We start from the raw sequence: 14,738 nt of genomic DNA, 5'->3' as shown, positions 1-14,738 counted from the left end.
TATCATGCGAAACTCTTATTCCAGAGGGTTCACTCTGATTGAGCTCATGATTACCGCAGCCATCATCGGGATCTTGGGTGCGGTCGCCTATCCGCTGTACACGGATGCTGTCTTAAAGGGACGGCGCGCAACGGCCCGGACCGCTTTAACAGAACTCATGCAGCAACAGGAACGGTACAAGACCCAACGAAATTGCTACATCGGTTTCACGACAAACACCTCAACCGGAATCCCAACAGCGTCGGCTCCGTCCCCATCCACTGCATGTGGAGGAGTCACTCCGGGAGCCGTGCCGATGAAAGCCTTTTCGGGAGACACTTTTGTGGGCGCGCACTACTTGCTTGAGGCGGGCACTTGCAGCGATGGGGCAAGCGGAACGCTCTCCATTGCAGACTGTGTTCGAGTTACAGCAATTCCCCGTCGAACAGATACGGTAGTAGGCACACTGTCTCTTACCAGTACCGGGGCTAAGGACTGCTCTGGCACGGCTGCGACGACGAACAAAAAGCTTTGCTGGCCATGATTGCGCCTCCATTTCCGAGCCAGTCGCAGACTGGTTTCACCCTCATTGAGTTGGTGGTAACTATCGCGATTGCAGCAGTGCTGATGGCGGTAGCGGCGCCCAGCTTCATTGGATTTCAACGAAATTCCGAACTAACCTCGGTGACAAATTCGTTGATTTCTGCAACAAACGCGGCGCGTGCCGAGGCGATGAAGACTGGCATGAACGCGTTCGTGGTTCCTACGGCAAACGGGAATGACTGGAGTGCCGGCTGGGTGGTCTTTGTAGATCGCGACAGGAGTAACAGTTACTCTGCAGCCTCCGACACTACGGTGCTGGAACAGGGCGCCATCGCAAGCTATCTAAGCATTACCGGTACAGGTAACGCAGCACTATCAACATCCCCATACATCATGTTTGATAACTCGGGGTACGCAAAGAGCTATGGCACCACCCCAGGCGTACCGAACCTGACCTTGTCGATCGCGCGAAATGATGTGCCGGCGGCCCAAGCCGCCACTGAAACCCGGCGGGTGGTAGTTGCACGCACCGGGCGAGCCCGGTCTTGCCGCCCAACCTCTTCATCGGATACATCCTGCTCCGCAACAACCGCTGATTGACAGTACTTTTTGCAAACATCCAACTTTGCACAGCTGCCGTGGCGCAGTGTGAATCTTGATCTGCATCTCACACGCGAGATGTTGAGTCGACTGATCCGCAGTGGAGACAAGCTGCTTCACACTTTACGGCGCTCAGGAGCAGCGCCACTGCGAACTCCCTGCACGGGACTTTAGAGCCGCGTTGAGCTAATCAGCGCGCTGTTTTCATCTGCGGCCGGGGGCGGTCAGCCGCGAAAAAAATACTCGCCACAGCTGGGCTATGGTTGCGTTTTGCGCCTTGCTGCCTATCCCGGTCGACAGTGCTCGAACGCCGCTTGAGTGGTGCGGAGGATCCTTGACGCAAACCAATTGCGCCACCGTCCGCAACACCGCTAAGCGTCAGTAGGCACATCCTCACCGCTCTCAAGTGTTGACAGCCCCGTTGGCAGAGATTGGTAATGACCGCGCACAAACATGGGTCGACCAACGCTAACTTGGTGCTTTGTTGGCCTGTTATTTGCTTCACATCGGTGCAAAAGCGGTCTGCCTGAACATGCAGCACCAATAGCATCACCAAAAAGCACTCGAGGACAGGCATGGACGCACCCAATCAGGGCACAAACGCCCTTTTCATACTTTTAGGCGCCATCATGGTGCTTGCAATGCACGCTGGGTTCGCGTTTCTTGAACTGGGCACCGTGCGCAAGAAAAACCAGGTCAACGCCCTGGTCAAGATCCTTGTGGACTTCTCGGTCTCCACGATCGTCTACTTCGCGGTGGGGTACAGCGTCGCGTATGGCACCCACTTCTTCATCAGTGCCGAATCACTGGTGCAACAAAACGGCTACGCGCTGGTCAAGTTTTTCTTCCTTCTCACATTCGCAGCCGCCATTCCAGCCATTGTTTCGGGCGGTATTGCCGAGCGCGCAAAGTTCTGGCCGCAGCTGATGGCCACGGCCGTGATCGTGGGGTTTGTGTACCCGTTCTTCGAGGGCATCGCTTGGAACCAGCACTTTGGCGTACAGGCCTGGATCAAGGCACTCACAGGGGAGGAGTTCCATGACTTTGCGGGCTCGGTCGTCGTGCATGCGATGGGCGGCTGGATAGCGCTCCCCGCTGTGATTCTGCTTGGATCACGGGCCAATCGTTACCGCAAGGATGGGGCGATTTCTGCCCACCCTCCGTCAAACATTCCCTTTCTGGCACTCGGCGCCTGGATCCTGGTCGTGGGATGGTTCGGCTTCAACGTCATGAGCGCGCAGACGGTCGACAAGATGTCCGGGCTGGTAGCCGTCAATTCGCTGATGGCCATGGTCGGCGGCACCTTGGCAGCACTGGTTTTTGGCAAGAACGACCCCGGGTTTGTGCACAACGGCCCCCTGGCTGGGCTGGTGGCCGTATGCGCAGGGTCTGATCTGATGCACCCGCTCGGCGCGTTGCTAGTGGGTGCGGTCGCAGGCGCGATCTTTGTGGTGACGTTCACCCTGACGCAAAACCGCTGGAAGATTGACGATGTATTGGGCGTTTGGCCACTGCATGGCCTGTGCGGTACCTGGGGTGGCCTGGCGGCAGGCATTTTCGGGAGCAAAGCGTTGGGAGGGCTCGGCGGGGTGAGCTTCCCGGCGCAGCTCATCGGCACTTCGCTCGGCGTGCTGTGGGCAGGTTTTGGCGGTCTCCTCGTCTACGGCCTGCTCAAGTACACGGTGGGCTTGCGGCTTACGCAGGAAGAAGAGTTCGACGGTGCTGATCTTTCGGTACACAGGATCAGTGCGACGCCAGATCGTGAAGTGAACTGGTAAGGACGGGCGCCGCACGGGTGGCGGGTGCATCTGTATGGGCACCTCGCCGCACTGCAAGGGCCATGCTCCCTACCAGGCAGCGCAAACAGGCCAGACAGTCACGATAAGCGGCTTTGCTTGCGCACTGTGCCAGCGGGCCGTCACCTCAAGCAGGGCTCGACGGCTCTGCGTCCGACAGTAACCCTGTGCAAGCACGGTCACAATCGCGCCATGCTTGCGCGCACCGCTTCCCACACACTCCTCGCCTCGGCCGCCCGTTATGGCTGGCTCGCACTGGCGGCCATGATCGCGGCGGGGCTGATCACAGGCTGTGCCGGGTTGCCCAAGGACGTCCATCGGCCCGTATCAGTGGCCATGGCTTCGCCTGCCGACACTGCGCTCGGACAGCTCGTCATAGAACGGCGCGCAGCCGACGGAGCAAGGAATGCTTCGGGCTTTCTGTTGCTGAACGGCCCGCAGGCGGCCTACGGCAGCAGGTTGGCACTGGTCAATGCCGCTCAGCGCACCCTCGACATCCAGTACTACGCCATTCATGCCGACACCAGCACCGAGCGGCTGTTGCTCAGCGTGGTAGAAGCCGCACGGCGCGGCGTGCGCGTGCGCGTGCTGCTCGACGACTTTCACACCACGGGTCGCGATGCCCAGGTGATGCGCCTTGCGTTTGTTCCCAATATAGAAATGCGCATGTTCAACCCCCTCACAGGTGCACGCGCGTCGCAGCTGGGGCGCATGCTGAACCTGGTGACAGACTTTTCGCGGGTGCAGCAGCGCATGCACAACAAACTGTTCATTGCGGACAACGCGATGGGGGTGACGGGAGGCCGAAATCTGGGGGATGCGTATTTTGGGCACGCCGAAACGGGCAACTTCGTGGACCTGGATGTTCTCGCCGCGGGCCCGATAGTGCAGGAGCTTTCGCGCAGCTTTGACAGCTACTGGAACAACGAGCGTGCCTACCCTGTGCAGACGCTGGTCACAAAGCAGGAGCTTGACGCCATGCGGGCACAACTGGCGCCGCGCGATACCGGCGAGCATCAAGGGGCCAGCCCTTCGCAGCGTGGAGCGGCGGCAGGCACGCCAGTTCCGGCGGCGGCGACGCCTGCCCCCACCGATGCACCGGATGCCGCTGCCCGGCAACGCGCCCGCGTGTGGGACCAGCAACCCATGCAACTTGCACAGGCCGGCTTCACATGGGCGGCGGCCGCGGTGCTGGCGGACAAACCCGCAAAGATTCCGACTGATAACACTGGTGCAGGCTCATACCTTGCCGATGCAGCTGCCACTAGCGGCCAAGCCGAGGGCAGCATGGCAGAAGGTGGCCGCCCGGATGGAGCGCCCTCCAGAGAGACTACGTTGCCGCCCCCGGGCGCGGCGGCGGCTAGCACAGTAGCTGTGCAGGCCGCTCCGACGGCCACTACGGCCATCGAGCCGCCGTCCAAGGCAGTGGTCAGCCCATCACAAACCGCGCTGCCTGCTCCGGCCAGACGCCTTCTGCAACGCAGCTCCGTGAAAGCCCACGAAACCCAGCCACCGGCCAACGCGGGGTCGCCGGAACAAGGACAGGACGGCGAGACCGTCGTGGACGGCCTGTTGCAGCTGATGGGGCACGCGCGGCGCGATGTGCTCATAGTGTCGCCCTACTTTGTGCCTGGCTTGGACATGAAACAGGCGTTCGCAGACGCCCGCGCCCGGGGGGTGCGGGTGCGGGTGCTGACCAATTCGCTCGCATCCAACGATGCGCCCATTGCCCATGCAGGTTACGCGCGCCACAGACCCGATTTGCTTGCGATGGGCGTGGAACTGTTCGAAATGCGCAGCGAGTTGCCAGCGGAATTGCGCGGCAGCCTCGGATCCACCGGCAGCATGGGCGGCAGCGCAGGCAGGTCCAAGGCTGCTGATGAAGACGGTGGGCCCGGTGCATCCCGGGCCATGCTGCATTCAAAGCTGCTGGTGCTGGACGGCAGGCTTTTGGCCGTGGGTTCGATGAACCTTGACATCCGCTCGCAGCGGCAAAACACAGAGATCGCCTTGCTCATCCGCAGCCAAAGCCTTTCTGCCCGCGCCACAAGCCAGATCGAGGCTGCGCTGAAAACAGCCGCCTGGCGGGTCGAGCTGGACCCCACAGGAAACCGGCTGGTATGGCGGGCGCCCGAAGGTAGCGGACGCGAGGATGCGATCACCGAGCCCGATGCCAGCATGCCCCTTAGGTTGATGCTGATGCTGCTTGGACCGCTGGCACCCGATCACCTTCTGTAGCCTGCCGCCCACCGCAAACGCTGCAGAACCCGGGCGCACCGCGACCGGGCACTGCGGCCCCACAGGCTCAGCCCTGCCCCTGCAATCAGGCCTGCCGGGCTGCCACCCAGGCGCTGATGACCCGCTGGTCCGTGAGCGTGCGCACTTCCTGGTAAGCCTGCTCGGCTTCGGGGAAACGGCGCCGCAGCAAATTCAGCCACTGCTTGAGGCGCCCTGCCCGCTGGCGCGGTTCCAGGTCGTCGCACACCAGTTGCCAGAACGCGGCGATGTACGGGAGCAGGTCGTTCCACACGACCGTGACCTCATCGCGACGCCCTGCATCCGCGGCGCGGATCGCCAGGGCCAGGCCCGGGTCGGCCACCATGCCCCGGCCCAGCATCAGCGCATCGCAGCCCGATACGGCCCGGCAACGCAGCGCATCGGCCACCGTCCATATCTCGCCGTTGGCCACCACCGGTATGCGCACCGCAGCGCGGATGGCAGGGATGTGCTCCCAATACGCAGGGGGTCGGTAGCCATCGGCCTTGGTGCGCGCGTGCACCACCAGCTCTGCTGCGCCGCCCGATTCCATGGCCTGTGCGCACTCACGCATCAGGCCGTGGTCGTTGTAACCCAGCCGCATCTTGGCGGACACCGGCAGGTGCGCTGGCACGGCGCGCCGAACTGCTGCCACCACCGCGGCAATGCGCTCGGGCTCCTGCAGCAGTGCAGCGCCGCCGCCATGCCGGTTGACCACCTTGGCCGGGCAGCCGAAGTTCAGGTCGATCCCCTCCGGGCCCAGCGCCGCCAGGCGGGCTGCGTTTTCTGCCATGCAGACCGGGTCCGAGCCGAGCAGCTGTGCACGCACCGGCACGCCAGCCAGCGTGCGGCTGCCGTTGCGCAGCTCGGGCAGGTAGCGCAGAAACACCTTGTCGGGCAGCAACGTGCCGGTGATGCGGATGAACTCCGAAACGCAGCGGTCTACCCCGCCCACGCGGGTGAGCACGTCGCGCAGCACAAAATCCAGAAGCCCCTCCATCGGGGCCAGCAGCAGGCTCATGGGTTCAATCCGTCAGAACAAGCAGGTGTGGGGCACCGTGACAGCGCCAGGCACACCACCACCGGCAAAAAGTCCGTTTACAGCCAGAATTTGATAAAAACCGGCTGTATCCCTCTGATTTATTGCCTCCATTGCTATTATTTTGATAGCAAATTCGCGCAGGGCATATCGGTCAGCAGCGATGGCTGCGGCCCAGCCGGGTATTGTGCTGCAGCCGGTCATCACGGCGTCATGGCAAGGCATTGCAATGGCAGGCTGCATCTGCCCAGGAACCGCCATGCTGCTGCAACGCACCGAAAAAGCACGACTCGAACTCTCGCCCGGGGTTCGCACCCTGAGCCTGCGCGAGCGATCCCTGCTCTTGCTGGCCGATGGCAAGCCCCTGCATGACCTGCAAGCCATGTACCACGGCCTGGGTGCCCAGATGGTCGAGCAGCTCGTGGACCAAGGCTACCTGAGCAAACCGGCCATCCATCAGGCCGACCACCCTTTCACCGCACCAGCGGGCCATGCAGCCATGCAGCAGGGCCTGCCGGGCGTCACAGCCATGCCACAAGCGGCCGAGATGGTGCTCAGCCCCGGACAACCCGACCCAACGCTTCGGTCACTGGCAGGCGCGCGCATGTACCTGTTTGACACCTGCGAGCGCCTGTTTGCACGCCGCGATCCGGTGCTGGCAGAGCACTTCCGCAACGCACTGCGCGCGGCCCGCGACGCCACCAGCATGGTGGATGTGGGAGAGGCGATGTTTGAAGAAGTGGCGATGGCTGCCGGTGCCGAACGCGCCGCCACACTGCGCGAGCGGCTGGACCAGTTGCTTCCCCGCACCGAGCAGCCGTCACTGCGCCAGCGGGCTGCAGCGGCGGCCAGACACCCGCGGGTACAGGACCACACAGGGGGCGTCATCAATACGCTGCCTGCCAGCCTGGTGGCATGACGTTGCGCAGCAAACACGTCAATCAATGCACGTACATATGCGGGACGAGCGTGACGTCGGTGCGCCTGGCCACGCAGGGCGGCCAGGGACGCTGTGCACGAATCAGGCGGTGAAAGAGCGCTGCGTATCGGGATGGGCTGCATGGCGCAAAACGCAGCGGTAGCCCAGCCATTGCGAGTATTTGCTTGCGCAGCAGACCGACCATGACCGCATGGGCACGGTGCGCTGATGCGTGCAGAGGCTCCCTAGGTAGCAGCGGCCAGGCGCCACAGCGAGGTGACTTCGACCGCACGCGCAGCGTGGAGCGCATCCGTCACATCGACCGTCTTGCCATGGCGGGGCTTCACATCCTGGCGGCCCAGAACCACCAGCCCCGCCCCGGCAATCCATTCGAGCAACTGCGCACGCGGACGCAGTCCCAGGTGCTCGGCCAAGTCCGACAGGATCAGCCAGCCTTCACCGCCTGGTTCGAGATGGGCAGCCAGACCCGACAGGAACCCGCGCAGCATGGCACTGCCTTCGTCGTACACGGCACGCTCGATGGGCGAGCTGGCACGTGCAGGCACCCAGGGCGGGTTGCACACCACCAGCGGAGCACGGCCATCCGGGAACAGGTCAGCCTGCACCACTTCGACCTTGGCTGCCACGCCAAGGCGCTGCAAATTCTCACGGGCGCACGCCAGCGCGCGCGGGTCCAGCTCGGTAGCCACCACACGCTGAACGCCGCGGCGGGCCAGCACCGCAGATAGCACGCCGGTGCCCGCACCGATGTCAAACGCCAGCGTGCTGGCGGGCAGGGGCGTGGCCGCCACCAGGTCCACATACTCGCCGCGCACAGGCGAGAAGACGCCGTAGTACGGGTGGATGCGGTTGTTCGGCGCTTCCCCCAGGGCAGGCACTTCCACACCCTTCTTGCGCCACTCGTGCGCGCCCACCAGGCCCAGCAGCTCGCGCAGCGTGGCCACAGAAGGCTTGCCATCGGCAGGGCCCCACGCCTCGGTGCAGGCCTGGCGCAGGTCGGGCGCGCGCCGCAAGGCAATGCCGTAGTCGCCATCGAGCGGAATCAGCACCGACGCCAGCACGCGGGCGCGCTGCGACTGCGCCTGCCGGTGCAGGTGGAATGTCTCGGCAGGTGTGGCCGCAGCGGCCTTTTGTGCCGCCTTGGCGGCGGCTGCCTTGCGCGGCTTGCTGCCGCGTGTGTCGATGCGGCGCATCAGCGCCTGCACCAGCATGCGGGCGTTCTGGAAGTCGCCCTGCCAGAGCAGGCCCGTGCCTTCACAGGCCATGCGGAAGGCGGTGTCCGCCGCCAGCGTGTCATCCGCCACCACAATGCGGCGAGGTGCCGGTGCGCCGCTTTCGGAGCGCCACAGGGCTTGTCGATTCTGGCCCTGATGGCTCCATTCGATCATGTGCAATACCGGGTTAGTTGATGGGGCGCTTCAGGCGCACTTCTTCGATCTTCACGCCACCCACCACGGCCGTCTTGGCCGTGGAAAGCTCGCGCTTGAAGCCGGCGAGCTCGTGGAAACGGATGGCGCGCTCGTTGCGCAGCGGCACCCAGGCGGTCACGTTGGTACAGCCTTCTTCCTGAAGGCCGTCGCGGGCGGCGTCCCACAGGGCCAGGCCTACGCCCTGGCTCCAGTGCGTGGGAGCGGCATAGATGGCCCAGATCTCACCCGTGGTGGGGCGGGACTTTTCATCGCGCGAGCGGTCGTAGCCCACAAAGCCGACGATCTTCTCGCCGTCCACGGCCACCTGGACCTGGGGCTCGCAATATTCAATGGCTTCGCGCCAGTAAGCCTGGCGCTTTTCAACCGACATGGATTTCAGCTGCTCGTCTGGCACCAGCCCCTTGTAAACCTCTTGGGCAGAGACGGTGTGGATCTGGGCGATGGCTTTGGCATCGCGAAGCGTAGCGGGACGAACCTGGATACTGGACATGGGAAAACCGAACGAAAACGGGGAATGAAAAAACGAAAGGACCGGCATTGTCGCCGCAAACGGTTTTTGCCCCCTCTGGCGACGGCCCCCGGGGCCCGCAGTCGCAGTCGTAGCACTGGGCGCGCGCCACACCGCTCACGGCTTGTGCCTGCCGCCCGTGCAGGTCCGCGCACGCGCAATGCGTCCGGGGCTGCTGCCGTGCACAGATGACTATCAGGATGTGGCGGAAAAGCCCGGAAAATCAGAAGACCTGCACCCCAACGCACATGACGCCATGGCTACCGCAGCGGCCTTGACGCTGCGCCGCCCAACCCAACACAGTGGGCGGACCAAGGCCACATCAGCGCAGACCGCACCGGGCTATGCAGCAGCCCCCTGGGCTGTACCCGCACCACCCTGCCCTGCGGCGGCCGATGTGGCAGCCGCTGCAGCCAGCGCAGCGTGCTTGACCAGCGCCCGCTTGTTGCGCGGGCGCGGCACATGCACGGCAGGTGGGGTCCCATTGATGGCGCCCATCGTCAGCACGAGGGCAATGGTGGCCGAGCCCTCTTCATGCTCGTCGCGCTCCTCGCAGGAGTAAGCCCGGTAGCTGCCGCTTTCAGCCCCGTGGCTGCGCTGCACGGCATGCAGCGACAGCCGCACCCCCGGCACGCGGTGGCCGCTGAACGGCAGCACGCGCAGCCGCGCCGTGCGGTCCAGGGCCAGGCCCATGTTGCCCGGACGGTTGACGAGGTCGGTGCGCACAGGCCTCCAGCTGCGTCCCTCGTCCAGCGACATCTGCCAGGTGCCCGCCTGTGCATCCAGCCGCTCGACCACCACAGCGGGCGCATGGGCCAGGTGCGGTGCGCGCAGTGCCGGGGCGCAGTGCAGCTCCAGAAGACCTGCCACCGTGGTGCCGCCCACGCCGGTAGGGCAATGCGGCTGGCCACCAGCCACCATGCCCCGCCGCTCGGCGCGATGGGGCGGCGGCGTTTCGATCGACGATGGCGTGCAGGCATGGACCAGGGCATTGACCGACATGGGATGAACCTTTGAAAGCAGGGCTGGGGTGGCGACGCTGGGCGGGTGCATTGCCGTTTGTGCAGGGACACGTTTCGCAATGCCTGGACAAAGTCTAGAAAGCGGCCTGGCGGGCGTCCATCGCACAAATGGACTAGTGGGCAACAGCGGTTTGTGCGCAATACTTGCTGTATGCCTGCCCGTCTTCTGCTTGTGGATGACCACACCCTGTTTCGCACCGGACTGCGCCTGATCGTGGAGGACCACCCCGAGGTGGCCGCCATCGCGGAAGCAGGCTCGGTAGCAGACGCCTGCGCGCAGTCGCGCGCAGACATTGACCTGGTGCTGCTGGATATCCAGATGCCCGGCATGAGCGGCCTCGATGGCCTGCGCCTGCTCCGCCAGCACTGCCCCAGAGCGCGCATCGTGCTGGTGTCGGCCAGCGTGGCGCCCGATGCGGTGCATGAGGCCTGGTTGCGCGGCGCAGACGGCTTCCTGTTCAAGTCCGCCAGCGGGGATGACATCCTGAACGCCATCACGCTGGCGCTGGCAGGGCAGCCGTGCTTTCCCGTTCCGCTCGGGGGCGCGGCCAGTGCCGGTACCGCTCGGCCTGCCGGTACGCCGACGCTCACGGCGCGCCAGCTTGATGTGCTGGAACTGCTGTGCACCGGCAAGCCCAACAAGGTGATTGCGCGCGACCTGGGTCTGAGCGAGAACACCGTGCGTGTGCATGTGGCCGCCATCTTTGCCCAGCTGGGCGTAAACAGCCGCAGCGCAGCGCTGCTGACGGCACAGCGCATGGGGCTGTGCACTCCGCAGTTCCATGACGCCACCTGAACCTGCCCCCGCGGCGCCCGCGACTCCCGCGACTGGCTCCGGCACGCGCTGGAGCTGGCCCGGGCGCGAACCCGACGAGGTGCTGCGCGAGCAGGTGACCCTGCTGCGGCAGAACTTCCCGATGACGCTGCTGGCCTCGCTCGCCACGGCGTTCGGCACGCTGTGGGTGATGGCACGCGTGGCCGACACGGACATGGTCACCCTATGGCTCATCGCCCATGCTGCAGTGGTGTGCGGTGTGTACCTTTCCGTGCGTGGCATCTCGCCCCTTACCGACCCGCCCGCGCGCGCAGCGGCCAAGCTGGTGGCCTGCATGGCGCTCATGGGCATCAGCTGGGGCAGCCTGGGCTATGTGGTGCTGTACTGGGGCACCGCCGACAGCGTGGTCTATGCCATCGGCATCATCAGTACCGTGTCGTCGGGCGCGCTGGGGCTGGGTGCGCCGCTGTACCGCGCCTACATGGCGTACCTGAGTTGCGCCATCGGCGGCGTGATGCTGTCGATCGCGCTGGCCGGAGGCCCCGCGATGTGGCCCGCGCTGTTCCTGACTGGCGTGTATTACGCCCTGACCTGCATGCAGGCGGGTACGGCAGACCGCGCCACGCGGCGCAGCATCGCGCTCATGCTGGAGAACAACCGCCTGGTGACCGAGCTGCGGGCCGAATCACACCGTGCGCTGGCCGCGCAGCAGGCTGCAGAGCGTGCCGACCGCGACAAGTCGCGTTTTCTGGCCGCAGCCAGCCACGACCTGCGCCAGCCGTTGCATGCCATGGGGCTGTTTCTCGAATCACTGCAGCGCAGTCCGCTCAACGACCACCAGCGCACGGTGCTGGGCCACGCCCACGCCGCATCCGGTGCGGCGGCCGAGATGCTCACGACGCTGCTCGATTACTCGCGGCTGGAAGCAGGCGTGGTCAAGGTCCGGCCCGAGGCTTTTGCCGTGCAGCCGCTGCTGACCGTGCTGGAGCAGGAATTCGGTGTGCAAGCCGATGCCGCGGGCCTGGTTTACCGCACGCGCGAAACGTCGGCGGCTGCCTTTGCCGATCGCTCCCTCGTGGGGCTGGTGATGCACAACTTCATCTCCAACGCCATCCGGTACACCGCGCGCGGCGGGCTGCTGATTGCCTGCCGCACCCGCGGTAAACGCCTGGCGCTGGAGGTGTGGGACACCGGAGCGGGCATCCCCGAAGCGCATTGGGAGGACATCTTCAAGGAGTTCCACCAGCTCGGAAACCCTGAACGCGACCGGCGCAAGGGGCTGGGCCTGGGCCTGGCCATCGTGCAAAGGCTGGTCCGCGAGATGCATACCTCGGTGGAAGTGCGGTCCATTCCCGGCCGTGGTTCGGTTTTTCGCCTGTGGCTTGACCGTTGGCAGGGTGCCCTGGACGACCACATCACAACACCGCTGGATGCGCGCATTCTGGTGGGCCTGAGGGTGCTGGCCGTGGATGACGATGAAACCGTGCGACTGGGCATGCAGTCACTGCTGCACAGCTGGGGCTGCCAGTGCATCACGGCAGAGTCGGGCACCGATGCGCTGGAGCGCCTGGAGGACCTCACGCCAGACCTCATCATCACGGACTTTCGCCTGCGGCACGAAGAGACGGGCAAGCAGGTGCTGCAGGCGCTGCGTGCCTATCTGGGCACACATGTGCCGGGCATCATCATGACGGGCGATACATCGCCCCAGCGGCTGCGCGATGCACAGACCGCTTCTGCCTACCTCCTGCACAAGCCGGTCTCCACCGGCCAGCTGCGCGAAGCCATGGTGCGGCTGATGACCGGACAGCTGCCGGAGTACGAATACGACTCCGCGCCCGCCCCCCTGGCTGAAGACGGACCCGTAGCTACAGCCAGCGGCGCAGCATCCCCATGAGCTGATCGAAGCGCGGGCCGTACGGCGGATAGAACAGCGAACCCATCGACCAGCGCGACTGCACCAGCACCGACTTCTGGTGGCAAAACCGCAGGAAGCCCTGCTCGCCGTGGTACGCACCCCAGCCGCTGTCGCCCACACCGCCAAACGGGAGGTTGTCGTGTGCGATGTGCATCAGCGTGTCGTTCACCGTCACGCCCCCGCTCACGGTGCGGCGCAGTACATCGTCGCGCACCGATTCGCTCTGGCCGAACCAGTACAGCGCCAGCGGGCGCGGCCCGGCGTTGATGTGGGCAATGGCGTCGTCCAGCTTCTCGTAGGCAATGACCGGCAGCACCGGGCCGAAGATTTCTTCCTGCATGAGCTGCATGCCAGACGTGGCACCAAACACCAGCACCGGCAGCATCTGGCGGCTGGCCCCGTCGCCCAGTGTGCCTTGTGTGGTGACTTGTGGCTTGCCTTCGGTGGGGTCGATCACCTGCACCTCGGCGCCCTGCGTCTGCGCCTGCTGCAGCATGGTGCGAAGCCGCGCGTGGTGGCGCGCCGTGATGATGGAGGCGTAGTCGCCATTGCCCTCGATGGTGGGAAACAGCCGCGCCACCGCCGCCCGGTAGGCCTGCGCAAACTCGGCCTCGCGCCCGCGCGGCAGCAGCACGTAGTCGGGGGCAATGCAGGTCTGCCCGGCATTGAGCAGCTTGCCGTGAGCGATCTTCAGGGCGGCGTCCTGAATGTCGCAGTGGCCGTCGATGATGCAGGGTGACTTGCCGCCCAGCTCCAGCGTGGTGGGTGTGAGGTGCTGGGCCGCCGCCTGCGCCACCTTGCGACCCACGGCGGTGGAGCCGGTGAACACGAGGTGGTCAAAGGGCAACGATGCAAACAGCGCCGACAGGTTGGCGTCGCCCTGCACCACGCAGAACTCATCGGGCGTGAAGAACTGGGCCACCAGCCGCGCCAGCTGGGCCGACGTGTGCGGCGTGAGCTCGCTGGGCTTGAGCATCACACGGTTGCCGGCGGCCAGGGCCGTGATGGCGGGCGCCAGTGCCAGCTGCACAGGGTAGTTCCACGGCGAGATCACGCCCACCACGCCCAGCGGCTGGCGGTGGATATAGCCCTGCGCGGGCTGAAGATGCAGCGGGGTGCGCACCTTCTGCGGCCTCGTCCAGCTGGCCAGATGCTTAAGGGTGTGCGACAGCAGGGTGCGCAGTACCAGGAAATCTGCCACCTCCGTGAGGCGCGGCGAGCGCATGCCGAAGTCGGCCTGCACAGCCGCGGCCAGCACGGGGCCGTTTTCATCCAGCAGCTTGCGTATGCGCAGCAGCCGCTCGCGGCGTACCAGCAGGGGCACATCGACGTGTTCGCGGCTGGCCTGGCGCTGGAGCTCGAAATGGGAATGGATGTCGGCGGGTGTCATGGCTGCATCATAGAAGAGGCCCCGGAACACGCAGGGCGCAACAGGGCGAATCAAAAAGACCGCCAGCAGGCTGTGAAGCCGGGCGGTCTGTAGGGAGTCTGCGAAGGGCGCTACCGAACCTGTCGCGGCTCGACGTCCGTCACCTCTTGCACACCTGGCAACACGCCGCCGCGGCGCGAGGGCGAGGCGGTGGCACCCGCGTCATCCGGCGTTACCGGGGCGGACCGGGCAGACTGGGCGTCAGCCGACCAGCGCGCAGAGCGGAACACCGTTCCAAACCCGGTGCGCGGGTCCATGCGCATCACCCACGGGTTGACCGGACGACCTGTGAGGCGCGCCCATCCCGCCCGTAGGCCCCAGGCCGCAGCCAGCACCAGCGTGGCCAGCAGAAGGCTCGCAAACAGCACCAGGCCGGCAGCCGCGGCGATGAGCCACATCAGCAACCGGGCGATCCCGGCAACAAAGTCATTCAAGCGAAACCTCCTGTTCAACATGCGCGTAGCGGGCCTGCCCGCCACCGCGCCACCTTACCGCACACGGGT

Annotated in this window: 14 protein-coding genes; 7 read left to right on the top strand and 7 right to left on the bottom strand. The window is 65.2% G+C overall.

Going from position 1 to position 14,738, the window contains the following annotated elements:
- The first annotated feature begins 4 nt into the window (after window positions 1–4).
- The 4 genes from ACTPOI_RS08155 to ACTPOI_RS08140 all read left to right on the top strand — a co-directional run bounded on the left by ACTPOI_RS08155 (window position 5) and on the right by ACTPOI_RS08140 (window position 5,156).
- A complete protein-coding gene (locus ACTPOI_RS08155; protein WP_440108091.1) occupies window positions 5–523 on the top strand; it encodes a type IV pilin protein in 519 nt (172 codons plus the stop codon).
- Window positions 520–1,122, top strand: a complete 603-nt coding sequence (locus tag ACTPOI_RS08150) for a GspH/FimT family pseudopilin (protein ID WP_440108090.1) — start codon at window positions 520–522, stop codon at window positions 1,120–1,122. The genes ACTPOI_RS08155 and ACTPOI_RS08150 overlap by 4 nt, the downstream gene beginning before the upstream one ends.
- A gap of 575 nt (window positions 1,123–1,697) precedes the next feature.
- A complete protein-coding gene (locus ACTPOI_RS08145) occupies window positions 1,698–2,900 on the top strand; it encodes an ammonium transporter (protein WP_440108089.1) in 1,203 nt (400 codons plus the stop codon).
- Window positions 2,901–3,110: 210 nt separating this feature from the next.
- Window positions 3,111–5,156: a phospholipase D-like domain-containing protein gene (locus ACTPOI_RS08140; RefSeq protein WP_440108088.1), complete on the top strand. Its 2,046-nt coding sequence runs from the start codon at window positions 3,111–3,113 to the stop codon at window positions 5,154–5,156.
- A gap of 85 nt (window positions 5,157–5,241) precedes the next feature.
- On the opposite strand, the gene ACTPOI_RS08135 is transcribed toward ACTPOI_RS08140, so the two are convergent.
- Together ACTPOI_RS08135 and ACTPOI_RS08130 are read right to left on the bottom strand one after the other, a co-directional pair.
- Entirely contained in the window at window positions 5,242–6,195 is a 954-nt protein-coding gene (locus ACTPOI_RS08135; RefSeq protein WP_440108087.1) for a tRNA dihydrouridine synthase, read from the bottom strand.
- Window positions 6,196–6,207: 12 nt separating this feature from the next.
- Window positions 6,208–6,456, bottom strand: coding sequence for a hypothetical protein (locus tag ACTPOI_RS08130; protein WP_440108086.1), 249 nt, complete (start codon window positions 6,454–6,456; stop codon window positions 6,208–6,210).
- Window positions 6,457–6,472: 16 nt separating this feature from the next.
- Between ACTPOI_RS08130 and ACTPOI_RS08125 the strand changes: the two genes are divergently transcribed.
- A complete protein-coding gene (locus tag ACTPOI_RS08125; RefSeq protein WP_440108085.1) occupies window positions 6,473–7,132 on the top strand; it encodes a hypothetical protein in 660 nt (219 codons plus the stop codon).
- A 245-nt stretch (window positions 7,133–7,377) separates the two neighbouring features.
- On the opposite strand, the gene ACTPOI_RS08120 is transcribed toward ACTPOI_RS08125, so the two are convergent.
- The 3 genes from ACTPOI_RS08120 to ACTPOI_RS08110 form a co-directional block, all read right to left on the bottom strand.
- On the bottom strand, window positions 7,378–8,541 hold the full coding sequence (locus ACTPOI_RS08120) for a methyltransferase (protein ID WP_440108084.1): 1,164 nt from the start codon (window positions 8,539–8,541) through the stop codon (window positions 7,378–7,380).
- Between the two features lie 13 nt (window positions 8,542–8,554).
- The gene (locus tag ACTPOI_RS08115; protein WP_069105191.1) at window positions 8,555–9,073 is read right to left on the bottom strand and encodes a GNAT family N-acetyltransferase; all 519 of its coding nucleotides are present in this window, start codon (window positions 9,071–9,073) and stop codon (window positions 8,555–8,557) included.
- Between the two features lie 360 nt (window positions 9,074–9,433).
- Window positions 9,434–10,093: a hypothetical protein gene (locus tag ACTPOI_RS08110; RefSeq protein WP_440108083.1), complete on the bottom strand. Its 660-nt coding sequence runs from the start codon at window positions 10,091–10,093 to the stop codon at window positions 9,434–9,436.
- Window positions 10,094–10,264: 171 nt separating this feature from the next.
- Between ACTPOI_RS08110 and ACTPOI_RS08105 the strand changes: the two genes are divergently transcribed.
- Window positions 10,265–10,909, top strand: coding sequence for a response regulator (locus tag ACTPOI_RS08105; RefSeq protein WP_440108082.1), 645 nt, complete (start codon window positions 10,265–10,267; stop codon window positions 10,907–10,909).
- Window positions 10,896–12,785 carry an ATP-binding response regulator gene (locus ACTPOI_RS08100; RefSeq protein WP_440108081.1) on the top strand — a complete coding sequence of 630 codons (1,890 nt, stop codon included), beginning with the start codon at window positions 10,896–10,898 and terminating at the stop codon, window positions 12,783–12,785. The genes ACTPOI_RS08105 and ACTPOI_RS08100 overlap by 14 nt, the downstream gene beginning before the upstream one ends.
- Here ACTPOI_RS08100 and ACTPOI_RS08095 read toward each other — a convergent pair.
- Together ACTPOI_RS08095 and ACTPOI_RS08090 are read right to left on the bottom strand one after the other, a co-directional pair.
- A complete protein-coding gene (locus tag ACTPOI_RS08095) occupies window positions 12,757–14,196 on the bottom strand; it encodes a coniferyl aldehyde dehydrogenase (protein WP_440108080.1) in 1,440 nt (479 codons plus the stop codon). The genes ACTPOI_RS08100 and ACTPOI_RS08095 overlap by 29 nt on opposite strands.
- Window positions 14,197–14,306: 110 nt before the next feature.
- Entirely contained in the window at window positions 14,307–14,669 is a 363-nt protein-coding gene (locus ACTPOI_RS08090; RefSeq protein WP_440108079.1) for a hypothetical protein, read from the bottom strand.
- Window positions 14,670–14,738: the final 69 nt, after the last annotated feature.

The sequence above is a fragment of the Acidovorax sp. BL-A-41-H1 genome (assembly GCF_051942715.1).
The sequence above is the reverse complement of the archived record's forward strand: the minus strand, read 5'-3'. Positions and strand labels throughout refer to the sequence as shown.